At 60.5% G+C, this 26122-nt stretch carries 21 protein-coding genes and 2 tRNA genes; 13 read left to right on the plus strand and 10 right to left on the minus strand.

What is annotated here, in order from left to right; translation table 11 throughout:
- Window positions 1-91 precede the first annotated feature (91 nt).
- The 6 genes from GWQ27_RS00205 to GWQ27_RS00230 form a co-directional block, all read right to left on the minus strand.
- Window positions 92-556 (minus strand): GNAT family N-acetyltransferase, encoded by a 465-nt coding sequence (locus GWQ27_RS00205; protein ID WP_275906391.1) that lies wholly within the window; start codon window positions 554-556, stop codon window positions 92-94.
- 102 nt (window positions 557-658) lie between these two features.
- On the minus strand, window positions 659-1102 hold the full coding sequence (locus GWQ27_RS00210) for a DoxX family protein (protein WP_275906392.1): 444 nt from the start codon (window positions 1100-1102) through the stop codon (window positions 659-661).
- Complete coding sequence (locus GWQ27_RS00215) at window positions 1099-1851, minus strand: DNA-binding domain-containing protein (RefSeq protein ID WP_275906393.1); 753 nt, start codon at window positions 1849-1851, stop codon at window positions 1099-1101. Before GWQ27_RS00215 ends, GWQ27_RS00210 begins: the two co-directional genes overlap by 4 nt.
- Window positions 1844-2692: a DUF692 domain-containing protein gene (locus GWQ27_RS00220; RefSeq protein ID WP_275906394.1), complete on the minus strand. Its 849-nt coding sequence runs from the start codon at window positions 2690-2692 to the stop codon at window positions 1844-1846. The genes GWQ27_RS00215 and GWQ27_RS00220 overlap by 8 nt, the downstream gene beginning before the upstream one ends.
- A 72-nt stretch (window positions 2693-2764) precedes the next feature.
- Window positions 2765-3028, minus strand: coding sequence for a DUF2282 domain-containing protein (locus GWQ27_RS00225; RefSeq protein WP_265422756.1), 264 nt, complete (start codon window positions 3026-3028; stop codon window positions 2765-2767).
- A gap of 360 nt (window positions 3029-3388) precedes the next feature.
- On the minus strand, window positions 3389-3589 hold the full coding sequence (locus GWQ27_RS00230; RefSeq protein WP_021139055.1) for a YbfA family protein: 201 nt from the start codon (window positions 3587-3589) through the stop codon (window positions 3389-3391).
- Window positions 3590-3803: 214 nt separating this feature from the next.
- On the opposite strand from GWQ27_RS00230, the gene GWQ27_RS00235 reads away from it, so the two are divergent.
- Window positions 3804-4097 (plus strand): hypothetical protein, encoded by a 294-nt coding sequence (locus tag GWQ27_RS00235; RefSeq protein ID WP_159165807.1) that lies wholly within the window; start codon window positions 3804-3806, stop codon window positions 4095-4097.
- A gap of 66 nt (window positions 4098-4163) precedes the next feature.
- Here the strand turns inward: GWQ27_RS00235 and GWQ27_RS00240 are convergent.
- Together GWQ27_RS00240 and GWQ27_RS00245 are read right to left on the minus strand one after the other, a co-directional pair.
- Window positions 4164-4237: transfer RNA gene (locus GWQ27_RS00240), tRNA-Cys, on the minus strand.
- Between the two features lie 56 nt (window positions 4238-4293).
- Window positions 4294-4369 (minus strand) — tRNA-Gly (locus tag GWQ27_RS00245).
- Between the two features lie 248 nt (window positions 4370-4617).
- Between GWQ27_RS00245 and GWQ27_RS00250 the strand changes: the two genes are divergently transcribed.
- From GWQ27_RS00250 to GWQ27_RS00300, 11 genes are all read left to right on the plus strand, one after another.
- Window positions 4618-8055, plus strand: a complete 3438-nt coding sequence (locus tag GWQ27_RS00250; RefSeq protein ID WP_275906395.1) for a response regulator — start codon at window positions 4618-4620, stop codon at window positions 8053-8055.
- Window positions 8056-8468: 413 nt separating this feature from the next.
- A complete protein-coding gene (locus GWQ27_RS00255) occupies window positions 8469-10154 on the plus strand; it encodes an ABC transporter substrate-binding protein (RefSeq protein WP_087756235.1) in 1686 nt (561 codons plus the stop codon).
- A gap of 117 nt (window positions 10155-10271) precedes the next feature.
- Complete coding sequence (locus GWQ27_RS00260) at window positions 10272-11255, plus strand: ABC transporter permease (RefSeq protein ID WP_058393444.1); 984 nt, start codon at window positions 10272-10274, stop codon at window positions 11253-11255.
- A 1-nt stretch (window position 11256) separates the two neighbouring features.
- On the plus strand, window positions 11257-12165 hold the full coding sequence (locus tag GWQ27_RS00265; protein ID WP_087756236.1) for an ABC transporter permease: 909 nt from the start codon (window positions 11257-11259) through the stop codon (window positions 12163-12165).
- Window positions 12162-13181 carry an ABC transporter ATP-binding protein gene (locus GWQ27_RS00270; protein ID WP_111588230.1) on the plus strand — a complete coding sequence of 340 codons (1020 nt, stop codon included), beginning with the start codon at window positions 12162-12164 and terminating at the stop codon, window positions 13179-13181. The genes GWQ27_RS00265 and GWQ27_RS00270 overlap by 4 nt, the downstream gene beginning before the upstream one ends.
- Before the next feature lie 11 nt (window positions 13182-13192).
- On the plus strand, window positions 13193-14185 hold the full coding sequence (locus tag GWQ27_RS00275; RefSeq protein ID WP_021139062.1) for an ABC transporter ATP-binding protein: 993 nt from the start codon (window positions 13193-13195) through the stop codon (window positions 14183-14185).
- A 114-nt stretch (window positions 14186-14299) separates the two neighbouring features.
- Entirely contained in the window at window positions 14300-16039 is a 1740-nt protein-coding gene (locus tag GWQ27_RS00280; protein ID WP_275906396.1) for a glycoside hydrolase family 9 protein, read from the plus strand.
- A 105-nt stretch (window positions 16040-16144) separates the two neighbouring features.
- On the plus strand, window positions 16145-17017 hold the full coding sequence (locus GWQ27_RS00285; protein ID WP_169046593.1) for a BadF/BadG/BcrA/BcrD ATPase family protein: 873 nt from the start codon (window positions 16145-16147) through the stop codon (window positions 17015-17017).
- Window positions 17018-17177: 160 nt separating this feature from the next.
- Window positions 17178-19043 carry a beta-N-acetylhexosaminidase gene (locus GWQ27_RS00290; RefSeq protein ID WP_275906397.1) on the plus strand — a complete coding sequence of 622 codons (1866 nt, stop codon included), beginning with the start codon at window positions 17178-17180 and terminating at the stop codon, window positions 19041-19043.
- A 214-nt stretch (window positions 19044-19257) separates the two neighbouring features.
- A complete protein-coding gene (locus tag GWQ27_RS00295; RefSeq protein WP_219591974.1) occupies window positions 19258-20811 on the plus strand; it encodes a PAS domain-containing methyl-accepting chemotaxis protein in 1554 nt (517 codons plus the stop codon).
- A gap of 69 nt (window positions 20812-20880) precedes the next feature.
- On the plus strand, window positions 20881-21237 hold the full coding sequence (locus GWQ27_RS00300; RefSeq protein ID WP_011898984.1) for an MGMT family protein: 357 nt from the start codon (window positions 20881-20883) through the stop codon (window positions 21235-21237).
- 130 nt (window positions 21238-21367) lie between these two features.
- Here GWQ27_RS00300 and GWQ27_RS00305 read toward each other — a convergent pair whose 3' ends face one another.
- Together GWQ27_RS00305 and topA are read right to left on the minus strand one after the other, a co-directional pair.
- Complete coding sequence (locus tag GWQ27_RS00305) at window positions 21368-21535, minus strand: hypothetical protein (RefSeq protein WP_005312189.1); 168 nt, start codon at window positions 21533-21535, stop codon at window positions 21368-21370.
- 114 nt (window positions 21536-21649) lie between these two features.
- The gene (gene topA, locus GWQ27_RS00310) at window positions 21650-24271 is read right to left on the minus strand and encodes a type I DNA topoisomerase (protein ID WP_275906398.1); all 2622 of its coding nucleotides are present in this window, start codon (window positions 24269-24271) and stop codon (window positions 21650-21652) included.
- Window positions 24272-24632: 361 nt separating this feature from the next.
- Here topA and astB point away from each other — a divergent pair, with 361 nt between their 5' ends.
- Window positions 24633-25970, plus strand: coding sequence for an N-succinylarginine dihydrolase (gene astB, locus GWQ27_RS00315; protein ID WP_275906399.1), 1338 nt, complete (start codon window positions 24633-24635; stop codon window positions 25968-25970).
- Window positions 25971-26122 lie beyond the last annotated feature (152 nt).

Genomic DNA, 26122 nt, shown 5'->3' on the forward strand with positions numbered 1-26122 from the left:
AAAGAGACACAACGTACAGAGCAGGCGCGCTTGCGCTGGACGATTGGTACGAATATCTGCCCGTGTTGGATCAGTTTCGCATCGCTCGGAGTCACACCGCTGGTCGCCACTCCAGATAGGCTGGATTGGCTACAAAACCAATGCGTTCATACAGGGGACGCCCCTGGTCACTGGCATGCAGCCATACCCGACCCAGTTGCTCGGCGCTGGCATGGGCCACCATGGCATCGAGCAGGGCGCTGGCCATGCCCTGCTTTCGATGGGCTGGCAGTGTATACATATTGAGCAGGTAGGCCTCCTTCCCCGACACATTGCCAGGATAGGGTGGTCGCACAAACAGGGCTAGGGTGCCACTCGCCACCACTTCTCCCTCGACCTCCGCCACCCAGGAGCGCGCACTGCCATCGGCCTGCCCCGCACTGAAATAGGCACTGGTCGCCTGCCAGAGATCCAGATCGGCCAGCGGCTCGGCCAACTCCCCCACCTCGCAAAACAGCCCCATGCGCAAACTCACCAAGGCGGGAATATCGGCCATATCTGCCTGACGAATAATCATTGCTCTCTCCATTGAGGACAAGGCCAATAGCCCTGACTGTTCATCATCATGACAAATAGCAGCATCAGACACCCTTTGTCATCGGAAGATATCTGAGACTCATCACCGGCGGCGGCCTGTCAGCCAGTGATCAAGGCTCAGCACACCGCCGCCCCAGATGGTCAGGGTCAGCAGCATCCAGCCCCACAGCTGATGATCGTAAAAGCCGCCCGCCCAGAGGGTTGGATAGGAGATCACCGCCATGATATTGAAGCCAAACAGCAGCAGAGCGGCCGGACGGGTAAAGAGGCCTGCCAGCAGACACAGGGGAAGCAGCAACTCGGTCGCCGTCCCCAGATAGGCGGCCCACAACCAGGGCAACAGGGGCACCTGATACTCGGATTCAAACAGATAGAGGGTTGAATCCCACGCCGTCAGCTTGAGCCAGCCTGAAGTGATAAAGACCGAGGCGACCCAGAGCCTCGCCAGCAGCAAGACGGCACCGCTCATCCAGCGTGGCAGATCGCCACTCGAGCTGGCCAGCGCCAGCCATTTGTTTCCCATCATGGCATCACCTCCACATCGACCAAGAGACCAAGCATTACCAGGCGGGTGAGATGATCACTCGCCACGGGATCGGTTGCCAGCAGGGTGGCCAAGGGTCTGCCTTTCAGGCAGCCTTGCAGCAGCGCCCACTCACCTGCCTCTAAAGGCAACGGCGTGACCCGATAATCCAGCTGCTTCTTCAATACCAGCCAGACAGGGGCACAGAGATCCCCCACCGCCTCCCCACCGTGTAGCGCCATCTGCCACAGGGCCAGCACCGGGTAGTCGCTGGCAACCAGCAGCAGATCCGTGGCAGGCAACAGCCGCAGCCGCTCCCATTGTGGCGGCGATAATCCGGCCAGACGTTCGGCTGGCCAGCAGCGGGACTCCAGCGGCAGCAGACTGGCACGCTCAAGCTGCCACTCGAACTGCGCCAGCGCCTCCAGCCAGGGTAACTCGGCCGTAGTTGGCAAGCGGGCCAGCCACTGACCAAAACCGGCGCCATAGTGCATGACGCTCCCTTCCTGTAGCGGCTCGTCCAGCACGAAACCACGGGCCGCTGCCACGAAAAATTCGTCTCCCACCATGGCCTTGACGGCGGGATAGCTGCTCGCCAGCACCTCGCCAAGACTCAGGATGAAGTGGTTGCGATAGACCTGCAGCACCGATTCGGCAGGAAAGAGCCGGGAGCTGATGTGGGGGGCAATCGCGGCAGACTCTCCCAGCAGACCATCGGCAAAGTGCCGTTGCAGCTGTGCCAGTTCAACCATGGGCTAGCTCCCGAACCATGTTTGCAGCTTGCGCCTCATCCAGAATGGCGCTGGCCTGCTCAGCTTCGGCCAGCAAGACCGGCAGCGGGGGGATCTCGAGATCCCACTCAATCAGGGTGGGGATGGCCTGCTTGCGGCAGATCTGGCGATAGAGTTCCCAGACCGGCTCCACCACAGGGGCGCTGTGGGTGTCGATATAGAGGGCACCTTCGGGCAGCTGTTTCTCCGTATAACCAGCCAGATGGATTTCCCCGACGGTGGCGAGATCGATCGTCGCCAGATAGTCATCGCAAGAGAAACCGTGGTTGAAGGCACTGACGTAGAGATTGTTGAGGTCGAGCAAGATGCCGCAACCGCTGCGTTGCTGCAGCTCGGCCAAAAATTCCCATTCGCTCATCTCCCCTGCCAGTTGCAGATAGGAGGAGGGATTTTCCATCAGCAACCGGCAACCCAGGGTCTGTTGTACCTGCTGGATCTTGTCACTCATGTTGCGAAGGGATTGACGGGTATAGGGTACAGGCAGCAGGTCGTTGAAGTAGCGTCCGCCAATGCTGCCCCAGCTCAGATGTTCGGAGATCCGTACCGGCTTGATCGCCGCTGCCAATGATGACAACTGTTGCAGGTGGCGCTGATCGAGCGGGTCGGCCGAGCCGAGGGACATGCCAACGCCGTGCAGACTGACGTGGTAGTGTTGCGCCAACTCACTCAGCACCTGAAAGCCCTGGCTGTGCGGCTCGAAGTAATTTTCACTGTGCACCTCCAGCCAACCGACTGCCGGCAGGGTTTGCCGGATCCCGTCGTAATGGGGAGTTCGTAATCCGATACCAATCAAAGGGTTCATCGCAAGTCTCGCTTTCGCCAATCAGAGAGGATACAGGGGGCGGCCCCTTGGCCATCCCCTGCCCGATGTCTCTTACTTGGGTTGCAGCGAACCGCCCACCAGCTTCTCGCACAGCCCTTTGGGCATCACCACAAAAGCATCGCCCTGGGCATTTTCCTTGGCGGTCCCGGCGCAGGAATTGCTCTTGGTCGCACAGTCATTCTTGCTGGCCTTGACCACACCGTAGCACTTCTCCTTTTCCTCGGCAGCCATGGCTGGCGCCGCGATGAACTGGGCACCCAGTGCCAGCAGACCTGTCATGGCGGAGGCGATCGCTGTGCTTTTTTTAACGTTCATGTTCGTGATCCTTGTGCTGTTGAGTGTGATGACCCCGCTCAGTGTCGTGGCGGGGTACCTGCAATAGAACCGGAACAGCAGAGAATTAATTTCATGAAAAGAGCAAAACAAGGGCGGCGGCTCAGAAGTTATCATCTAACGCATTGTTTAATAAAACATATTTCCTTAAGTTAGCCGGTTACGAGAAAAGCACTTTCGCCCGCTAGATCCCGGCAGTCCAAAGATCAGCTCCCGCTTGTGGCGCCGGTCAGTCCATCAGAAAGGAGCAATAGGAGATGTTCGGCAGGAGGGGAACCACTGCTATTTCTGGAGCACAATAAAAAAGAGAGCCGAAGCTCTCTTTTTTAAGATGAATGGGGTCTAGTAGAAGATCCGCTCGCCGCGCTCGCTCATCTTGAGCCATACCGGCTTGGTGCTGGTTTTGCTCCAGATACGATGCAAGTAGCTGTAGAAGCGGGCACGATCGCTGCGAAACAGCATAACGGGGAAGGCCAGAATACCCACCAGCAGCGCATAGATACGACGAAGAATTATCTGAGTCAGAGAAAAGGGATGAAACATGATAGCACTCCTTACTGGTAAGACCACTGAGCAAAGATTACTCCACAAACTGTAGGATTACTACACCAATAACGCCATTTTTTCGCAAAAAAATCCACAAAAAGCCATATAATGAAATCCAATTACATTAATTAACTTACAGGTAACAAAAACTGGCAAAGGGATGTGCGTCGACCAGATTTAATGGGTTGGCAGTCAGGAGGGAGTTTGTGCGATGAAACCTGCGGAAATGGCGGTCTTGGGGGTACTGGGCCTCTTGCTCTGGTCGGAATGGCAGGATTGGCAACTCAATCAAGGCGACAGCATCACCCTGGCCTATCAGGGCGTGCCCACCGTCAGCCTGTGGCAGTGCGGCCTGCTGAAACAGAAGATGGCGGATCTGACCGAACATTCGGCCGCAGTGCAATTTCAATTCCGGGGGCAGGATCTGGTGGAGGTCAATCGCTATCTGGAACGGGAGTGGCAACAGCAGGGCTGTGAACAGTTACTGACTCAGCAGGGATATTGAGAAACAGAAAAGCACACCTGTGGTGTGTGATATTTATCGCTGGAATGATATTGAACTGGAAGGATATGGAGGCACGTTCCGGAGTCGAACCGGACTAAACGGATTTGCAATCCGCTGCATAACCGCTTTGCTAACGCGCCATGCTGACAAGGCTGTTGCCTTGAAAGTGATACCCATAGTTGGTGCTATGAGAAATTGGAGCGGGAAACGAGACTCGAACTCGCGACCCCGACCTTGGCAAGGTCGTGCTCTACCAACTGAGCTATTCCCGCCTTACTGCCGTGTGCCAGTTACCTGACAACGAGGCGCATTATACGTACCCCGAGCGCGGGCACAACCCTTTTTTCGCACTTTTAGCCCTTGCTCGTTCTGTTTGCTCAGGGTTTAGACGGCTTGACCAAAAAAACCACATCAGGCTGTGACCCCACAGGCGAATTTAAGATAAAGTCATTGAAATGATTAGTCTTTAGTCAGAGACTTGTGCCGCTTAGTAACTGGATTCTCAATTGAAAATCACACGATGAAATGGATCTTCAAGCCTCGTGGGCTCAGGCCGCAGTTAATGCTGGCTTTTTTCATGTTGGGTCTGGTGCCCTTCCTGGTCGTTACCCTGTTCTTCCTCTACAGCCATGGCAAAGATCTCACCACCCAGACTTCCAACCACCTGGTTTCCGTTCGCAACATCAAGAAGAGCCAGCTGGAGGATTACTTCGGCAACCTCAAAGAACAGATCATCAACTTCTCCCAGCAGGATTTTGCCGGCAACAGTATCGGTCGCTTCTACGGCTTTACCGGTGCGTTCGAGAAGCTCGGCACCACGCCGCAGGAGGCCCGCGCACGCGCCCAGGCACGCTACGTTCCCGGCTCCTGGGACAAGCTGCAAAAACCCGAGCCCAACGTCGAGATCGAACCGGCCATCAGTGCCCTGATCCTGGCAGACGAGATGTATGGCCGGGTGCACCAGCGCTTTCATCGCGGCTATGCCGACATGGTGCGCAAATCCAATTACAGCGACATCTTCCTCATCGATCTCAACGGCGACGTTGTCTATTCAGTCACCAAGCGCCCCAATTTTGCCACCAACCTGCTCTCGGGCCCCTATCAGGCCAGCGGCCTTGGCAGCACCTTCGCCAAGATCAAGCGCCGCCTCGACGGCGGTCAGAAACCACAGCAGATCTTCGAATTCACCGACTTTGGCCGCAACGAGCTGACCGGCCAGGTGGTCGCCTACATGGCCGCCCCCGTCATGCAGTACGACTATGTGCGCGGCGTGGTGATCTTCGAACTGCTGCCGGACAAGCTCAACCAGATCATGGCGGAGCGGGAGGGGCTGGGAGAAACTGGCGAGACCATCCTCATAGGGCCGGACAAGCGGATGCGTGCCAATGCCTGGCTGGCGCCGGAATTCAGTATTGAGAACAGCTTCAGCCCCAATTTCAGGCCCTTGCAGACCCCATTGGTGGTCAAGGCCCTCTCCGGTGAACAGGGTGTCGGACTGTTTCGTTCCTATCACGATGACGATGTGCTGGCCGCCTACACCCAGGTGAAGGTGTTCGACACCGAGTGGGCCTTCATCGCCGAGATCTCCACCAGCGAGGCCTATCGCCCCATCCGTCAGCTGGAGACGCTGGTGATCCTGCTGGGAGCCGGATCCTTGCTGCTGCTGATCCTGTTTTCCCGCTGGCTCTCCCACTCCATCACGGCCCCGTTGCGATCCCTCACCGCCGCCGCCGAGCAGGTGGCCGATGGCGCCCTGGATCACCCAATCACTATCCCTCGCACCGACGATGACATAGACAGGCTGGCTCAGGCGTTTCGCCACATGCAGCGCTCGGTGAAGGACAAAATTGAGCTTATCGAGCGCCAGACCCAGGAGCTGCAACAGCAGGTCAAACTGACCCACAAGCAGAACCTCAGTCTGCAACAGGCGGACAAGCTCAAAGATGAGCTGCTGGCCAACACCTCCCACGAGCTGCGCACACCCATCCATGGCATCAAGGGGATGGCGGAGTCCATGCTCGCCAGCCAGCAGGACTTGACCGAAGGGCAGCAAAATCAGCTCGGCCTCATCATCAAGAGCGCCGACGGTCTGGCCCGGCTGGTGGACGACCTGCTCGACTACCATCAGATGCGCTACGGCCAGCTGGAGATCCATTCCCAGCCAGTCGCCTCCAAGGGGGTCATACGGCTGGTGCTGGATCTCTGTCAGCACCTGGTGCAGGCCAAGCCCCTCACTCTGGTGGACATAAGCCCGGCCGAACTGCCGCCGGTACTGGCCGACGAGCAGCGCCTCGAACAGGTGCTCTACAACCTGGTGGGCAACGCCATCAAGTACACGCCCCAGGGCAAGGTGGTGCTGAGCGCCCTGGTGGAGGGCAACTTCCTGCGCATCAAGGTGACCGACACCGGCATCGGGATTGCCAAAGACCATCTGGAGCACATCTTCGAACCACTGGTACAGATGAGCCCCGAGGTGAGCAAGCAGGGTGCCGGCCTCGGCCTCTCCATCACCCGCCAGCTGGTACACCTGATGGGAGGCGAGCTCTTCGTGGAGAGCGAGCCGAGCGTTGGTTCCACCTTCGCCTTCACCCTGCCGCTCGCCAGCGGCAAGGCGGGCAACCTGACCCTGGACAGCCGCCAGATTGAACACCAGCTGGTGCGCCAGCAGCCGCTCATCTTGCCGGACTGGGAGAGCGATGATCTGCCGCCTCCGCCCCATGATGCGCCTCTCATACTGGTGGTGGATGACGAGCCCATCAATCTGCATATCCTGCGCCATCTGCTGCAACCCCGCGGTTACCGCATCCTGCCCAGCAGCGATGGCCACGACGCCCTGGCCAAGCTGGCCCAGGAGCCGGTGGACCTCATACTGCTGGATGTCATGATGCCGACCCTCTCGGGTTTTGACGTCTGCCGCCGCCTGCGCGAGCAGCACCCGAAAGACAAGCTGCCGGTGCTGCTGCTCACCGCCCTCAACCAGCCAAAGGATATAGAAGAGGGATTCAACGCCGGGGCCAACGACTACCTGGTCAAACCTTTCTGCAAGGAGGAGCTGTTTGCCCGGGTCAGGGCACTGCTGGAAGCGAGTGCGGGCCGCGCCTCCCTGGTGGAGAACCGTCTGCTCAAGCAGGAGATAGAACATCGCCTCACCCTGCAGGAGCAACTGCATCAGGATCAGGAGCGGCTGCTGGCGCTGCTCGGGGAAGGGGCCGATCCCATTGTCTTCATCGATGAGCAGGGCACTGTGCTGTTTGCCTCCCGGGTGCTGGCCCGCTTGCTGGGTCAGGAGCCGGAAGCCATGGAGGGCCAGCCTCTGGATGAGTGGCTGGCCCTCCCGCTGGCAACCCAGTGGCCCGACCTGAAGGCGCAGCAGGAGCAGCGACTGGCGTTTCTGGTGGCAGGCCAGCAGGACGAGCTCAATGCCCGCGCCCTCTCCATCAGCCTGGGGGGGCAGGCCGCCTTCGCCCTCACCCTCAGCACTGAGCTGCGCCAGGACGAGAACCGGGTGATGGCTCTGGAAAACGCCCTCAAGAGCCTGTCGCGCCAGGCCATCATAGAGGACGGTCAGCTGCTGGGTGAACTGAGCCGGCTGGGGGGAGAATTCCGTTCACTGGCCGACGATCTCATTCGCCAACAGGATGACGAACCCCTGCGCCGGGCCCTGGTGGATACCATGCGTCTCACCCTGGATGCCTGGCAGCAATGCACCGGCAAGGGCAAAATCGTGCTGGCGGAGAAGAGCAAGCTGTGGCGCGTCTACATGGACAGATCCAGCCCCCAGACCCGTACCCTCGATAAATACCTGAGCCTGGATACTCTGCCCAAGGCACCGCGCTGGAAGACGGTCGTCGCCACCGCCGAGTATGTGCTGGCCCACAGTCCGCTGAGCGATCCCCTGCGCCAGCAGTTGCACCACAGCGCCCAGACCCTGCGTCAACTCGCCAACCGCAAATCCTGATCCCCCCCGAACTGCGCCCTGGCTCACACTTGCCGGGGCGGTTTTTTTTTGTGCAGAATTAAGCGGGTAAAACGCGTCAAAACAAGAGCCGATCCAATTCACACAATTGTCATGAATGGCCTGAAGACAGGGACTTATTACGCCAAAGCAAATAACATAACTTCATGATTTAAAATGGGTTAAACACCATTTTGACGATATTGACGTCGGGGCTGTGATTTTTACGATATCGACGAACGGAACAGTTGTTGTTTTCCTGTTAACTCTGCTTTGCTAGGGACGTTGGAAAACAGAACGACAAAGGTTAGACACCTGACCAACACAGAGGGCCGACCTCCCCAGCATGCGAAGTCGGTGCTCACACAAAACAAGGCGAACCCTCGGGAATGCCAAAAAATAAGAAAGGACATAATATGCTTGCCAAAGTATCCAAAATCTCTACTGCTGTACTGCTGGGAACCATGATGCTTGCCGGGGCCGCCGGCAATGTCATGGCTGCTGAAAACAAGACTGTGCTGACTCTGGTCGCACAACAGGAGACCGCCTGGGTCAAAAACTTCAACCCCTTCCTGCAAGCGGGTTTGCTCCATACCACTCGTCACTTCATCTATGAACCTCTGGTGATCTTCAACGATATGCAGGGTGGCAAACCCGTCTATCGTCTGGCCACTCACTATGCGTTCAGCGATGACCTGAAATCCGTCACCTTCGATCTGCGTGAAGGGGTCAAGTGGTCCGACGGGGAAGGTTTTGATGCGGATGACATCCTCTTCTCCTTCAATCTGGTGAAAGCCAACAAGGCGCTGGATGAGCGCTCTATCTGGACCCAGATCAAGAACATAGAGAAACTAGGTCCCTACAAGATCAAGTTCGACCTGACCGACGTCAATACCAACGTGGTGAATGACCTGGTGCTGGTGCCCATAGTCCCCGAGCACCAGTGGAAGTCAGTGAAGGATCCGGTCGCCTTTACCAACGACAAGCCGGTCGGTACCGGTCCCTTCACCGAGGTGGACAACTTCTCCGCCCAGCTCTACACCCAGTGCCGCAACCCGCACTACTGGGACAACGCCAACCTCGCCATCGACTGCCTGCGCATGCCGCAGATGGCCACCAACGACCAGGTGCTGGCCGCCGTGATGAAGGGTGACGTTGACTGGTTCGGCTCCTTCGTACCGGACATAGAGCGCCTCTACGTTGGCAACGATCCGAAAAACAACAAGTACTGGTTCCCGGCCTCCGGCACAGTCGCGTTCAACGTCAACTTCCAGACCAAGAACCCGGGCAACCACGAAGCCTTCAACGACATCACTTTCCGCCGCGCCTTCTCCATGGCGATGGACCGTCAGGCCATGGTGGATATCGCCGGTTACGGCTACCCGACCGTCAACGAGTACCCCTCAGGGCTCGGCAAAGCCTTCGACTCCTGGAACAACCCGGAAGTCGACAAGAAGTACGGCAAATTCAACAAGTTCGACTTGGAAGGCGCCAAGGCCATGCTGAAAGAGGCGGGCTACAAGGATTGTGACGGCGACAAGTTCCTCGACACCCCAAGCTGCAAGAAGATCGAGTTCAAGGTGCTGGTACCGAACGGCTGGACCGACTGGGTCAATACCGCCCAGATCGGAGTCGAAGGCTTGCAGGCCCTGGGTCTGAACGCCAAAACCGCCACCCCGGAAGCCACCGTCTGGACCGAAAACCTGATCACAGGTGACTTCGACGTCGCGCTGCAGGGTTACTTTGCCGGTGCCAACCCGCACAAGTACTTCGAGACCGCCTTCCACTCCCGCAACATGGGTGAGCGTGGCAACCGCTTTGCGGCGCCCCGTTACAAGGACCCGGCCCTCGACCAGCTGATCGATGACTTCACCCAGACCGCCGATGCTGCCAAGCAGAAGGCCATCATGTTCGAGATCCAGGACAAGGTCGGTGCCAACCAGACCATCATCCCGGTATTCAACAACCCGACCTGGTACGAATACAGCACCAAGCGCTTCAATGGCTGGTTCAGTGCCGACAACCCGGTCGCCAAGCCGCAGGTTCACCCGGACACCCCGGAACGTCTGCTGCACGTGTTGTCACTCAAGCCAAACAGCTAACCACCCCGGCCCCCTGCGGGGGGCCATTCTCCCCGCCATGTCTTCCATCCCCCTGATTGTTCGGGGTTGGGGGAGCTTTGCCCGGCGCGGGGCAGGCTTGCAGTAAAAGGGTTCACCATGGGATTTATACTGAGACGTTTCTCCTTCTATCTGGTCGCCTTTCTGGTGGCCGCCACCATCAACTTCCTGCTACCCAGAGCCATGCCGGGGGATCCTGTCTCCGTCATGTTTGCCCGGGCTGGCGCCATGATGGAACCCGCCGCGCTGGAGGCCCTCAAGGCCACCTTCGGTTTCGTGGACGGCCCCATCAGCACCCAATTTCTCACCTACGTGAAGAGTGTCTTCACCTGGGATCTCGGCACCTCGGTGCGCTACTACCCCCAACCTGTGGCCGACGTACTCGGACGCGCCATCGGCTGGACCCTGTTCCTGGTGGGTACCTCCACCATACTGAGCTTCTCCGTCGGATCCATCGTCGGTATCTTCGCCGCCTGGTATCGGGGAGGCGCCATGGACAGCATCCTCTCCCCGCTCACCCTGGTGATGCAGGCCATTCCGCCCGTTGTCATCTCCCTGCTCGCCCTCTTCCTGTTCGGGGTCAGTCTGGAGTGGTTGCCCATCGGCTATGCCTACAGCCCGGAGATAAAAGCCGATTTTGGCTGGGAGCACATCAAGAGCATCATGACCCACGCCATCATGCCGGTCGCCACCCTGGCCATGGTGCAGGTGGGGGGCTTCCTCATCACAATGCGCAACAACATGATTAACCTCTTGGGGGAGGATTACATCACCATGGCCAAGGCCAAGGGGCTCTCCCGCAACCGGGTCATTTTCAACTACGGTGCCCGCAACGCCATACTGCCTAGCGTGACGGCGCTCTCCATGGCGCTCGGTTTCGTCATCGGCGGCTCCCTCATCACAGAGGTGATCTTCAACTACCCTGGGCTGGGTCTGACTCTCTATCAGGGCATTCTAGCCCGCGACTACCCCCTCATTCAGGGGCAGCTGCTCATCATGACCATCACAATGCTCAGCTTCAACTTCCTGGCCGACGTGCTCTACGTCTTCCTGGATCCCCGTCTGCGTACAGGAGGCAAATAAGATGCGTATGCCGACTATTTTGAAAATCCTGCTGGGCAACAAGAAAGCCGCCTTTGGCCTCTTCATCGTGGTCAGCTTCGTGCTGATGGCACTGTTCGCCCCCCTGCTGGCCAGCAATGAGCCGACCAAGCGAGTCTCCCGTCCGCACCAGCCCCCCAGCGCCGAATACGTGATGGGCACCACCCGCATGGGCCACGATATCTGGTCCCAGTTTGCCAACGGTGCCCGCATCTCCCTGATGGTGGGCTTCGGGGCTGGCATACTGGTGTGTGCCCTCGCCATCACGGTCGGCATCACGGCTGGCTACTTTGGCGGCGTGATCGATGAGTGCCTCACCTTCCTGATGAACGTGGTGCTGGTGATCCCCAACCTCCCCCTTCTGCTGGTGCTGGCGAGCTTCATCGGGGAGGCGTCACCGACGGTGATCGCGCTCATCATAGGCTTTACCTCCTGGGCCTACGGCGCGCGGGTCATACGGGCCCAGACCCTGGCCCTGCGGGAAAAAGAGTTCGTCATCGCCGCCGAAGTGCTGGGGGAGCCAGCCTGGCGCATCATTCTGGTGGAGATACTGCCGAACCTCATCTCCATCATAGGGGTGAGCTTCATCGGCTCCATCATCTACGCCATCGTCACCGAGGCAACCCTGGAGTTCCTGGGGCTCGGCGATCCGACCGTGGTCAGCTGGGGCATCATGCTCTACAACGCCCAGACCTCCAGTGCCATCCTGGTGGGTGCCTGGTGGGAGATCCTGGCCCCCTGCTTCGCCATCGCCACCCTGGGTGCTGGTCTGGCCCTGCTCAACTTCGCCATCGACGAGATAGCCAACCCTCAGCTGCGCTCCCACAAGGGTCTTCGCCGCTGGAAGCAGCTCGCCGTCCCCGTGGCAGCACCACAGGAGAGGACAGCATGAACAAGCAACCCCTGCTGTCGGTACGCAACCTCTGCGTCGACTACATCACCGAGAGCGGCGACGTGCGCGCCGTCAACTCGGTCAGCTTCGACATAGCCCCCGGCGAAGTCTTCGGCCTCGCCGGCGAGTCGGGCTGCGGCAAGTCCACGGTCGCCTTCTCGGTGGCCCGGCTGCACAAGCCGCCCGCCTACATCAGCGGCGGCGAGATCCTGTTCAAGGGAGAGAACATACTCCACTACGGCGAAGAGCGGCTGCGCTCCTATCGCTGGCAACAGGTATCCGTGGTGTTCCAGTCCGCCATGAACGCGCTCAACCCGGTGCTGCGCATGGAGGAGCAGTTCTGCGATGTGCTGCTGGCCCACAATCCCGGCATGACCCGTTATGAGGCGATCAAGCGCGCCCAGGTGCTGCTGGAGATAGTCGACATCCATCCGAGCCGGCTCAAGGATTATCCGCACCAGTTCTCCGGCGGCATGCGCCAGCGGCTGGTGATCGCCATCGCCATGGCGCTCAACCCCGAGCTTTTGATCATGGATGAGCCGACCACGGCGCTGGATGTGGTGGTACAGCGGGAGATACTGCAGAAGGTCTATGCCCTGAAAGAGCAGTTCAACTTCTCCATTCTGTTTATCACCCACGACCTGTCGCTCATGGTCGAGTTCTGCGATCGCATCGGCATCATGTACGCCGGCGAGCTGATCGAGGTGGCGCCTTCCAAGGCGATCCTGACCTCGCCCCTGCACCCCTACACCAAGGGGCTCGGCAACTCGTTCCCGCCCCTGCACGGCCCAAAAACCGTGCTGGAAGGGATCCCCGGCACACCGCTCAATCTGCTGGAGGTGCCGGTCGGCTGCCGCTTCCAGGCCCGCTGTGGCAAGGTGCACGATCGCTGCCGCCAGGAGTACACCCGCCTGGTCGAGATCCGGCCGGGGCAACAAACCGCCTGCCACCTTTATGAGGCGCAGGATGAGCAACCGGATCCCGTTTTCTATCTGGACAAGGCCGCTGGCTGTTAAGGATGTCTGTCATGCAAATCGCCCAAACCGACGCGCCCATCATCGAAGTCCAGCACCTCTACAAGGACTTCCCCGTCAACTCCAATGCCATCAAGAGCGGCAAGATGCGGGCCCTCTCCGACATCACCTTCAACCTGCACCGGGGCCGCGCCCTGGCGGTGGTGGGGGAGTCGGGCTCCGGCAAGAGCACCATCGCCAAGATCATCGCCAAGATGTACAAGCTCTCCAGCGGCCGCATCCTCTATCGCGGCCGGGATCTGGAGGAGTTCAACAAGGGCACGGCCCTGCTCGACTATCGCCAGAGCGTGCAGATGGTGTGGCAAGACCCCTTCGGTTCGCTCAACCCGACCCACACCATCTACCACCACATAGCCCGCCCCCTGCTGCTGCACAGCAAGGTGATCGACAAGAAAGATCTGCCCGAGATGGTCTATACCCTGCTGGAAAAAGTGGGACTGACCCCGGCCAAGGCCACGGCGGCCAAGTACCCGCACCAGCTCTCCGGCGGCCAGCGCCAGCGGGTCAACATAGCCCGCAACCTAGCGGTGGAGGCGGAAGTGGTGCTGGCGGACGAACCCACCTCCATGCTCGACGTCTCCATTCGCATCGGCATCCTCAACCTGATGGAGCAGATGAAAAACGAGCTGGGGGTCTCCATGCTCTACATCACCCACGACATCGCCACCGCACGCTATGTGGCGGAAGACTTGGCGGTGATGTACGTGGGTCACATGGTGGAGTGGGGCGAGGTGGACGAGATACTGCACCACCCGCAGCACCCCTACACCCAGCTGCTCATCTCGGCAGTGCCCGACCCCGAGAAGAGCATCCACGCCGCGCTGGAGGGGGGCCGCAAGGGGGAGATACCGCTCTGGACGCCGGACTCCTGTGGCTGCCCCTTCGCCGGGCGCTGCAATCAGGCGATGGCCCGCTGCAAGGATGAGCTGCCCCCCATCACCAAACTCGCCGACAACCACTTCGTGCGCTGCTATCTCTACGAGTGATACTCGCCATTAAAACGGCCGGACAAGCCAGTCCGGCCATGCCTCGATGCGGGGCCACCACGGCCCCGCTATGTGCCTCACCGCAATGGGGTGAACCACAGGAGCAATACCTTGATGGAACTCTTGATCAATCAGGTGGGTTACGAGTGCGACGGGCACAAGGTCGCCCTGCTGCAAACCTCCCCTGCCCATGATCTCGGCGGCTATGTCAGGCTGCAACGCTTAAGCGATGGCCAGACGCTGTTTGAAACCCAACTGCAAGCGGCCGGTGAAGTCCCTGGCTGGCAGGGCCGTGCCTACTGGCGCGCCGACTTCTCTGCATTCAAGGAGCCCGGTCATTACCGGCTGGAGGCAATCACTGCCCCCATAGGCGCAGCCGCTACGGAGCAGCGCATTGTCCGCTCGACCCGTTTTGCCATCGGCCAGGATCTGCTGGCCAGTCGCTGCCTCTCCGATGTCATTCACTACTTCAAGGGGCAGCGTGCCAGCGGCGCCTTCGATCGAGCCGACCGCACGGCCCGCCTGTTTGGCACCGACCAGCACAAAGATGTGCACGGCGGCTGGTTCGACGCCAGTGGCGACATGAGCAAGTACTTGAGCCACCTTTCCTACGCCAACTACCTCAACCCCCAGCAGACCCCCATGGTGGTGTGGGCCCTGCTCAAGTGCCGGGAACTGCTGGCCCCACGCCGCGACATAGACGGGGTGAACCTGTGCAAGCGGCTCAATGACGAGGCGCTGCACGGCGCCGATTTCCTCTGCCGGATGCAGGATGAGTCGGGCTTCTTCTACATGACGCTGTTTGACAAGTGGAGCAAGGAGCCCGCCCAGCGCGAGCTGTGCGCCTACGCCACCCAGCAGGGGATCAAATCCGCCAACTGGCAGGCGGGTTTCAGGCAAGGGGGCGGCATGGCCATCGCCGCGCTGGCCCGCGCCGCCCGCGAGAGCGTCAGCGGCGACTTCGATGCCAGCCGCTACGCCGAGGCGGCCAGCCGTGGCTATCTGCACCTGCGCGAGCACAACCTCGCCTATCTGGACGATGGCAGCGAGAACATCATCGACGACTACTGCGCCCTGCTGGCCACGGTCGAGCTGACCAAGACCCTGGGCCATGAGTGGCTAAGCGAGGCGAGAGTGTGGGCCGGCAAGCTTTGCGCCCGCCAGCGCATCCATCCGGAGCTGGGTCACTACTGGTCGGCCAACGAGGATGGCTCACGCCCCTACTACCACGCCGCCGAAGCGGGTCTGCCGGTGCTGGCGCTGCTGGAATATTTAGGCGTAGAGCCGGATCAGGGGCGCAGGGCTCAGGTGCAAACCGTGGTGCAACAGGCGCTGGCCGCCGAGCTGGCACTTTGCGCCCAAGCAGGCAACCCCTTCTCTCTCGCCCGCCAGTATGTGAAAGGGGTGGATGAAGCGCCGCGCGTCAGCTTCTTTATGCCTCACCACAACGAATCCGGTTACTGGTGGCAGGGGGAGAATGCCCGGCTGGCCTCCCTGGCCGCCATGGCCTTTGCCGCCGCCGAGCAGCTCACGCAACAATCCGGGCCGCTGCTCGGCTTCGGCCAGCGCCAGCTCGACTGGATCCTGGGGCAGAATCCGTTCAACGCCTGCATGCTGGCGGGCCACGGCATCAACAACCCGGGCTACACAGCCGGTTATCCCAATGCCCTCGGCGGCATCTGCAACGGCATCACGGCCGGCTTCGATGACGAGGCGGACATCGCATTTATTCCTGAGGCGTACAAGGATCGGCTGGATCAGAACTGGCGCTGGGGGGAGCAATGGATCCCGCACGCCGCCTGGTTTGCCCTGGCCATCACTTGGCAGAGCGTGCAGGGAGGTCGCCATGATTGAGAGCAGCTCGGACATCATTAGCACTGGGGGAGAGCAGTGGATCCTCCATACATTCCGCCTGGTTTGCCCTGGCCATCAGCTGGCAGAGCGCACAGGGAGGACAGCATGATTGAGTACTGGGTCGGGGTGGATGGCGGCGGCACCCACACCCGCGCCCGCATTCGGGACAAGGCGGGCAAGATCTTGGGCGAGGGGCGCGCCGCCGGATCCAACCTGGAGCTTGGCATCGAGATCGCCCATGGCAACGTGCTGGCCTCCATCGAGCAGGCCCGTCTCGAGGCCGGACTGACGGAGGATGCCCAGCAACGGATGGGGGTCGGGCTGGCGCTCGCCTCCGCCGAGCTGGCCGACTGCTATCACGCCATGCTGACCATGCCCTTCCCCTTTGCGAGCGTGCGGCTCACCTCCGACGCCTTCGGTGCCTGTCTGGGCGCCTTTGGCGGCGAGGAGGGGGCCATTCTCATCGCCGGCACCGGCTCGGCCGGGCTCATCTATCGCCACGGCCAGCTGCACACCTGCTCCGGCCGCGGCTTTCCCATCTCGGATCTGGGCAGTGGCGCCTGGCTGGGGCTGCGCGCCATCCAGCAATCCCTGCTCTGCCACGACGGCATCCTGCCCCCCAGCACCCTGGCCATCCGCTTGCTCGATCACTTCAAGCGGGATCAGGCCGAGGTTGTTCGCTGGGCCGCCCGCGCCATCCCCGCCGACTACGGCCGCTTCGCCCCCTGGGTGTTCGATGCCGCCAGCGACGGCGACGAGCTCGCCTGCCAGCTGCTTGACGAGACCTGCGCCCAGCTGAATACCCTGCTGGCGGGGATGCAGCAGCTGGGAGCCAGCCAGATTGCCCTGCTCGGCGGCATCGGCATGCGCCTCGCTCCCCGGCTGGCGCACCTCAACCTGGTCAACCCCAAGGCCGATGCACTGGAGGGGGCCATACTGTTTGCCCAGTCGGAGTCGTTCCCATGTCTGCACTGCTGAGCCTTGTCCAATTTGATCTGCCCGCCGGCGGGGACAGGATCCCCCTCTGCCCGCTCCGGGGAATACCCATGCCTGCACTTTGGATCCCTCCCCGAGTTGACCAGTACCACAAGGAGATGATCGCCCTGTTTGTTCCCTTAACTCCATCAGAGGAATTTTCATGTCTGCACCCCTGATCCACACCCAGGTTGACCGACGCGATGGCGAGGACGTCTGGTTCCGATTCAACCTGAGCCAGTTGCCGGCAGCCCCCTGGAAACTTCACTTCTGCCTGGCACGCCACATAGATCCCGCCTCCCTCGAAGGTGCCAGACTGGAGCGCCAGAGCGGCAGCTACAAGGTGCTAATCCCGGCCGAGGGGCAAAGCGAGCTGCGTTTTTGCTGTCGCAACACCCCCATCAAACGATTGTCTGACATGCCGCAGGGCTTCTTCCTGAGCCTGCCCGAGGCGAGCACGGGCCCCCAGCTAATGCCGGTCACCTTGGTGGAACAAGAGCTGGGCCTGCCGCCAAGCGGGCCCGGCGCCCCGGATCTGCCCGAAGTCGAGCCCCTCGCCGGCATAGTGCCCCAGCCGGATCAGCTGGTGCTGCTGGAGGGCAACTTCCGGCTGGCAGAGCGGGCTCATGTCAGCGGGCCCGGGTCGCTGACCGGCCTGCTGGCCCATTTCAACGAGCTGACCGGGCTGGCGCTGGAGCAGGATCATGATGCCGAGATCCGGCTGATCGAGGCCCCCCTGGCTGCCGAAGCCTATCGCCTCACCATCACGCCGGAGGGGGTGACCATAGCCGCGGCTGGCGAGGCTGGCTGGCGCCACGGCCTGACAAGCCTGGCCCAGTGGGCCCTGCAGCACGGAGAGAGCCTGCCCTGCATCGAGCTGGTCGATGCCCCCCGCTTCGGTTTTCGCGGCATCTTCCTCGACTGCGCCCGCCACTTTCACCCCGTCGCTAGCCTCAAGCGCCTGCTCAAGCTGATGAGCCTCTACAAGTTCAACCGCTTCCACTGGCATCTGACCGATGACGAGGGGTGGCGGCTCGAGATCAAGGCTTTCCCGCAGCTGACAGAGATCGCCGCCTGGCGCGGCCACGATCTGCCTGTGGGGCCCCAGCTCAGTGGCGGCCCCGAGCCCTATGGCGGCTACTATACCCAAAGCGAGGTAAGCGAGCTGGTGGCTTATGCCAGCGGGCTCGGCATTACCGTCATCCCCGAGATCGACATCCCGGGCCACTGCCACGCCGCCATCAAGGCGCTGCCCGGGCTACTGATCGAGGAAGCGGATCGCTCCCGCTACCTGTCGGTGCAATATTTCGACGACAACGTGCTCAACCCGGCCCTGCCCGGCACCTATCAGTTCCTGGAGGCGGTAATTGACGAGGTGTGCGAGCTGTTCCCGGGCCCCCTGGTACACATGGGGGGGGACGAGGTACCGACCGGAGTATGGACCGACAGCCCGGCCTGCCAGCAGTTGATGCAACGGCAGGGATATCAGGATTGCCGCGAGCTGCAGGGCCACCTGCTGCGCCACTGCCAACAGTATCTGGCCAGCAAGGGCAAGCAGATGCTGGGTTGGGAGGAGATATTGCACGGCGACAAGGTAAGCCGGGATGCCACCATCTTCGCCTGGACCAGCTTCCAGGCAGGGCTGGATGCCGCGGCTGCGGGCTATCCCGTTGTGATGGCACCGGCCCAGCACCTCTATCTGGATCTGGCCTGGAGCCAGGATCCCCGCGAACCCGGCCTCTACTGGGCGGGCACCCTCAATCTGGAGCAGGTCTATCGATGTGATCCTGCCCCGGCCGATTTCCATGCCAACGATAACATCCTGGGGGTGCTGAGCCCCTTATGGTCGGAACTGGTGACCTCTCGTGACCGTCTCGACTATATGTTGTTCCCGCGTATGCTGGCCACCGCCGAGGTGGCCTGGAGCGACGCCACCCGCAAGGCGTGGGATCACTTCGCCGCCCGCCTGCCGGGCCAGCTGCAGATCCTCGATCAGCTACAGGTGCGTTATCGGGTGCCACAGAGGTAGTGTTATCTTTCTGTCTGGCGACCTTCGGGTCGCCTTTTTTTACCATCCACCAACAAAAAACCAACTTTCCCCTACCATTCATCCGCCATTGTTGGCAAAATTCAGCCCCCTATGAAGCCGACTCGGCGCGCCCAGGCAATCACCTGCAACCACGCCCGGATCTGCCACAATAACAACAACAAAACTATCAACAAGAACATCGGAGCGTATTCCTATGGCTCGCAGAGACGTCCATACCCTGGACAGCGAAGTGGAGTTTCCTGCCGACGAACAACTCGTTTCCACCACCGACCTGCGCGGGGTGATCACCTACGCCAACCCCGCCTTCTGCCGCATCGCCGGCTACCCCGTTGAAGAGCTGGTTGGTCACAACCACAACCTGGTGCGCCACCCCGACATGCCCAAGGCCGCCTTTGCCGATCTGTGGGCCCGCCTCAAGGAGGGCAAGCCCTGGCGCGGCATGGTGAAGAACCGCTGTAAGGATGGCCGTTACTACTGGGTCGACGCCTATGTGACCCCCATCTACGAGGGGGGCAGGATCAGCGGTTACCAGTCAGTGCGCTGCAAACCGGAACCCCAGCTCAAGCGCGTCGCCAGCCAGACCTATCAGGCCCTGCTCAAGACGGAGCGTGGCTCGGCCAGCAGCCTCCCCTCTTTCAACCGCGTGCGCCTGCCGGTGCTGGGCTTGCTGTTGCTCGGCCTGCTCGGCTGGGCCTTTCTCAGCAAGGGCGCCATGACAGCCCTGCTGATGCTGCTGCCCCTGCTGCTCATCGGTGGCGCCTACTGGCGCGAGCTCTTTGCACTACCGCTCTATCTGCAGCAGCTCGGTCGCGAATACGACAGCCTGACCCGGCTGGTTTATTCGGGTGACGGCCCGGGCGCCATCGCCGATTTTCACATCAAGATGCTGCAGGCCCGCATCCGTACCGTGCTGGGCCGGATCAACGATGCGACCCATCCCCTGCAGACCCTGGCCACCAACCTGAAACAGGCATCCCATCAGGCTTGTCTCGACATCAACGAGCAGGATGCCCAGACCCAGCAGATGGCTGCCGCCATGACCCAGATGGCCAGCACGGCTCATGAGATTGCCCACAACATCCAGGACTCCAATGGTCAGGTCAACGAGGCACGCAGCCGCTGCGAGCACACCAACAAACAGCTGAGCCAGACCGAACAGCGCATCGAGCAGCTCGCTAAACAAGCTGAACTGGCGTTCAACTCTGCGGTAGAACTTGCCAGCGAGTCGGAGCGAATTGGCAGCGTGATGGGCGAGATCCAGGGCATAGCCGATCAGACCAACCTGCTGGCCCTCAACGCCGCCATCGAGGCGGCGCGGGCCGGTGAGCAGGGCCGCGGCTTTGCGGTGGTGGCTGACGAGGTGCGTACCCTGTCGACCCGCACCCACAAGGCGACCGAGCAGATCCAGGGCAGCATACAGCAGATCCAGCACACACTGGGACGCTGGAAGGGGATGATGCAGGAGAACCTGCAACAGACCCGCGAATGCGCCGAGATGACCCGCCAGGGTGCCAGCAGCCTGCATTCCGTACTGGAAGAGATAGAGCTGGTCACTGAACACTCCACCCAGATCGCCGCCGCCGCCGAGCAGCAACAGGCGGTGGTGGAGGAGATCAGCCGCAGCATCAACCAGATATCCCAGTACTCCCAGGCCAATAGCCAGAAGATGCAGGAGGTCGACGACTCGAGTCAGGAGCTGCTGGAGCGTGCCAGGCAGCTCAAGGGGCTCAGTCAGACCTTTGGTTGACGCGGGTTGCCACCCCCACGACAGAAGCGCCACAATGGCGCTTCTGTCGTTTCTGGAGAGTCATGACCCATGAGAATGGAGCCAGCCCCTGCCCCCCTGAACAAGGTCGCCCGCATCGAGGCGATCCTCGCCCTGATCCCGCCCGGCAAGGTGGTCAGCTATGGTCAGGTGGCCGATCTGGCTGGGCTGCCCGGTCGAGCCCGACTGGTAGGCAAGGTGCTGCGGGAAACGGACAAGGTGCTGCCCTGGCATCGCGTGCTGGGCGCAGGCGGCACCATTTCACTGCCAAAAGGGTCGACAGGCTTCATGGAACAGACGGGGCGATTGCAGCAGGAGGGGGTGCCTGTGATAGGCGGGAGGGTAAAGATGCGGGAGTGGCAATGGCAGCCCGATCTCGCCGAGCTGCTATTCCTCATCCCTTTTTAAAGCACTGCTATTTTTTGTTAAACCAGAGCGCTGCGGTTTCTCATGATGTTCTGTTGAGTCACAGCGCGGCTATCTGTCTTGGTTTCCTTTCGAATCAAAGAGCTGTCATGCCTCCTTGTTCCCTTTCAAGTCACAGTGTGAGGGGAGCCAGGATCTCGTCGCTGCGCACCTGAACGGGTATGGTTTCATACTCCCGTTGCAGCAACACCAGCAGACTCTGCCTGTCCACTTCCAGCACATAGGCAGTCCCTTCCCGGGTCAAGCAGGTCATTCCCGGCCGGATCTCGTTAATCTCCATCACAACCTCCGTGTACAGCGCTGCCATCCTTGCAGCCGTTTCAGTATACCGTCATCTCCCAACAAAAAGGCCCCTGCAAGGGGCCTCTTTCATCATAGTGTGAACTGCGCGCCATCACGCCTTCTTCGACTTGGCCTGGCTCTCCTGCCACTTGCCGTTGTCGTAGTGCGCCGTCCAGCCCGTCGCCTTGCCGTTGACCTCCGTCATCACGTACTGCTCCTTGGTCTTGCGACTGAAGCGCACGATGGAGGCGTTACCGTCAGGATCTGACGCCGGGGCGTCAGCCAGGTACTGGTGCTTGGGCGAGAGGCGATCCTTGAAGCGCTTGAGCTCTTCCACCAGAGGTGCACGGGTCTCGCGGGATTTCGGGAAGTTGCTGGCGGCAAGGAACAGGCCGGCTGCCCCGTCACGCAGCACGAAGTGTGCATCGGACTGGGTGCACTTGAGCTCGGGCAGCGGTACAGGATCTTCTTTCGGCGGCGCTATGTCGCCGTTTTTCAGGATCTTGCGGGTGTTCTTGCAAGTCTCGTTGGTACAGCCCATGTACTTGCCGAAACGGCCGTTCTTGAGCTGCATCTCGGAACCGCAGCGATCGCACTCGATGCTCGGCCCTTCATAACCCTTGAGCTTGAACTGGCCCTTCTCGATTTCGTAACCATCACAATCCGGGTTGCGACCACAGACATGCAGCTTGCGGCTGTCGTCGATGATGTAGGCATCCATGGCGGTGCCACAGATGCCGCAGCGGTGCTTGGCACGCAGCGCCTCGGTTTCGGCCTCGTCACCGTCGGTGGCGGAGACAAATTCGTCGGCGGAGACCAGGTTGATGGTCTTCTTGCAGCGCTCTTTCGGCGGCAGGGCGTAACCGGAGCAACCGAGGAAGACGCCGGTGGTGGCGGTACGAATGCCCATCTTGCGGCCGCAATCCGGGCAGTCGATGTCGGTCAGCACCATCTGGTTGGCACGCATGCCACCCTCTTCCGCATCCCGATCCGCTTTTGCCAGCTCCTGGGTAAATTCTTCGTAGAAGGCGTCCAGCACCTTCTTCCACTCCAGGCTGCCTTCGGCGATGCCATCGAGCTTGTCTTCCATCTTGGCGGTGAACTCGTAGTTCATCAGCTCGACGAAGTTCTCCACCAGACGGTCGGTGACGATTTCACCCATCTTTTCGGCGAAGAAACGGCGGCTCTCGACCCGCACATAACCGCGATCCACGATGGTGGAGATGATGGAGGCGTAAGTGGAAGGACGGCCAATGCCGCGCTTTTCCAGCTCGCGAACCAGGGCAGCTTCGGTGAAGCGCGCGGGCGGCTTGGTGAAGTGCTGGCGCGGATCCAGCTTGATCAGTTTGAGCACCTCGCCCACTGTCACTGCAGGCAGCTGGCTGTCTTCGCCCTTGCGCCCCATGGGCGGCAATGCCTTGGTCCAACCGGCGAAACGCAGGGTACGACCACGGGCCTTGAGCTCGAACTCACCGGCCTTGACGGTCAGGGTGGAGGAGTCGTACTGGGCCGGTGTCATCTGGCAGGCCACGAACTGGCGCCAGATGAGATCGTACAGACGCATCGCATCCGGCTCCATGCCTTCCAGCATCTCGGCCGTGACCAGCACGCTGGAGGGACGGATTGCCTCGTGAGCCTCCTGGGCGCCAGCCTTGGAACCATACAGGTTCGGCTCGGCCGGCAGATATGCTGCGCCATACTGCTCACTGATATATTCCCGCAGCGCCTCGACCGCCTCTTTGCTGAGGTTGGTGGAGTCGGTACGCATGTAGGTGATGTAACCCGCTTCATAGAGACGCTGGGCCATCATCATGGTCTTCTTCACCCCGAAGCTCAGACGGGTAGATGCCGCCTGTTGCAGGGTGGAGGTAATGAAGGGGGCGGACGGCTTGGAGCCGGTCGGCTTGTCTTCCCGGTTCACCACCTTGTAGTCGACCCCTTCGAGGGCGGCCACGGCAGCGAAAGTCTCGGCCTGGGTGACCGGCTTGAAGTCGGCGCCGTTGCGGCTGACCACTTCCATGCGCAGATCGGCCTTGTCACCGGTCAGCAGATCGGCGTTGAGATCCCAGAACTCGACCGGTACGAACGCCTTGATCTCGCGCTCTTTATCGACGATGAGACGCACCGCAACGGACTGTACCCGGCCGGCAGAGAGGCCACGGGCCAGCTTCTTCCAGAGCAGGGGGGAAACCATGTAGCCCACCACCCGGTCGAGGAAACGACGGGCCTGCTGGGCATTGACGCGGTGGATGTTCAGCTCGGATGGCTGGGCAAATGCTTCCTGAATCGCAGTCTTGGTGATCTCGTTGAACACCACCCGCTTGTAGCGGCTGTCGTCACCACCGATGATCTCGCGCAAGTGCCAGGCGATGGCTTCTCCCTCTCTATCCAAGTCGGTTGCGAGATAGATGGTGTCGGCCTTGGCGGCCAGACTTTGCAACTCACTGACCACTTTCTCTTTGCCGGGCAAAATCTGGTAGTTGGCCTGCCAGCCTGCGGTCGGATTGATCCCCATCCGTGAGAACAGGGCATTGCGATCCTTGGCAGCCTTCTCTGATTCGCTCAGCTTTATACCGCGAATGACAGGTTTTTTGGGCTCGTTGCTGGCGCTGCCACTGGTGGGCAGATCGCGAACATGACCGACGCTGGATTTCACCACGTAGTCCTTGCCCAAATATTTATTGATGGTCTTGGCCTTGGCCGGAGACTCCACTATGACCAGTGATTTGCCCATGCTGTAACTATTATCCTCATTGCACCCGACGGGGTTGGTGTGCGGTTTTGTGGGGCTGTATAAGAGATTTGACGCGAAAAAGCAATCTTGTGAGCAAATTAGCTCACCCGCCCGAACCACCTGACCTCTTTATTTATTAATGCGAAGCCGAGCCTTGGGAAGCAACCGCTTTTTTATTTTTATGCCATATCCACCCCTTTTTTATATTTGAAACGACATAACAAACCGCTCTTGTAACATAACAAACCACTTTAGTTATCAGCTTGTTACAAAAGACAAAATCTCCTTATAATGGCTGCATCCCGCAGCTTTGTGCGCGGAAGGAACCGCTACCCATATAAAAATCGAAAGGATGTACTCAATGAAGCACTTCGAGGTCAATTTCGACGGCCTGGTCGGCCCGACCCACAACTATGCGGGCTTGTCCTACGGCAACGTTGCCTCCCAGAGCAATGCCAAGGAAGCGTCCAATCCCAAGGAGGCAGCCAAGCAGGGGCTGCGCAAGATGAAGGCGCTGACCGAGCTTGGCATGACCCAGGGGGTGCTGGCACCGCAGGAGCGGCCGGATCTGGCTACCCTGCGCCGTCTAGGCTTCACCGGCAATGATGCAAGCGTGCTGGCCCAGGCCGCCAGACAGGCACCTGCCGTGCTGGCCGCCTGTTATTCAGCTTCCAGCATGTGGACTGCCAACGCCGCCACCGTCTCCCCGAGTGCCGATACCCAGGATGGCCGCATTCACTTCACCCCCGCCAACCTGACCAACAAGTTCCACCGCTCCCTCGAACCCGAGGTGACGGGCCGCATACTGCGCGCCGTGTTCAACAACGACCGTCACTTCTATCACCACCAGCACCTGCCGGAAAACGATCACTTTGGTGACGAGGGCGCCGCCAACCACACCCGACTGTGTCGTGCCTACGGCGAATCCGGGGTCGAGTTGTTCGTCTATGGCCGCAGCGCGTTTGATGTCTCCCAGCCCGCCCCCAAGCGCTATCCAGCCCGCCAGACTCTGGAAGCCAGCCAGGCCATCGCCCGTCTGCACGGGTTGAGTGAAGAGAGTGCCGTCTTCATCCAGCAGAATCCGGACGTGATCGATCAAGGGGTGTTTCACAACGACGTGATAGCGGTAGGCAACCAGAACCTGTTCTTCTTCCACCAGCAGGCGTTTCTCAATACCGAGTCGGCGCTGGTCGAGGTGCGCAACAAGTTCGGCGAAGGCGAGCTGCACTTTATCGAGGTACCGACTGCCGAGGTGTCGGTACAAGATGCGGTGAAATCCTATCTGTTCAATACCCAGATCCTGACCCTGCCGTCCGGCGAGATGGCGATCATCGCTCCCACAGAGTGTCGTGACAATCCGGCGGTATCGGCCTACCTCGGCAAGCTCATCGCCCGGGGCACCCCCATCAAGCAGATACACTACATGGACGTGAAGCAGAGCATGCGCAACGGCGGCGGCCCCGCCTGTCTGCGGCTGCGGGTCGCCATGAACGATCAGGAGCTGGCGGCGGTCAATCCGGCCTGCCTCATCAACGACAGCCAGTTTGCCCGGCTGGATCAGTGGGTGGATCGCCACTACCGCGACAGTCTGGCGCTGGATGATCTGCGCGACCCGGCACTGGTACAGGAGTCCCGTACCGCACTGGACGAGCTGACCCAGATCCTCAAACTCGGCTCCGTCTACCCCTTCCAGCGCTGAGTCGCTGGATAGCAAAAGCCGGGCAAGTGCCCGGCTTTTTATTGCCCTTTGAACGGCTTCCTAGAACCTGTTTTCGAACTGTCGCGAGAGGTCGTCAGCAAGGTGAAGAGCAGCGCAGGAACCGGAGCGTATAAACATACGTGAGGATTCCG

The sequence above is a fragment of the Aeromonas sp. 5HA1 genome (genome assembly GCF_029237245.1).
GTDB classification, from domain to species: domain Bacteria; phylum Pseudomonadota; class Gammaproteobacteria; order Enterobacterales; family Aeromonadaceae; genus Aeromonas; species Aeromonas salmonicida.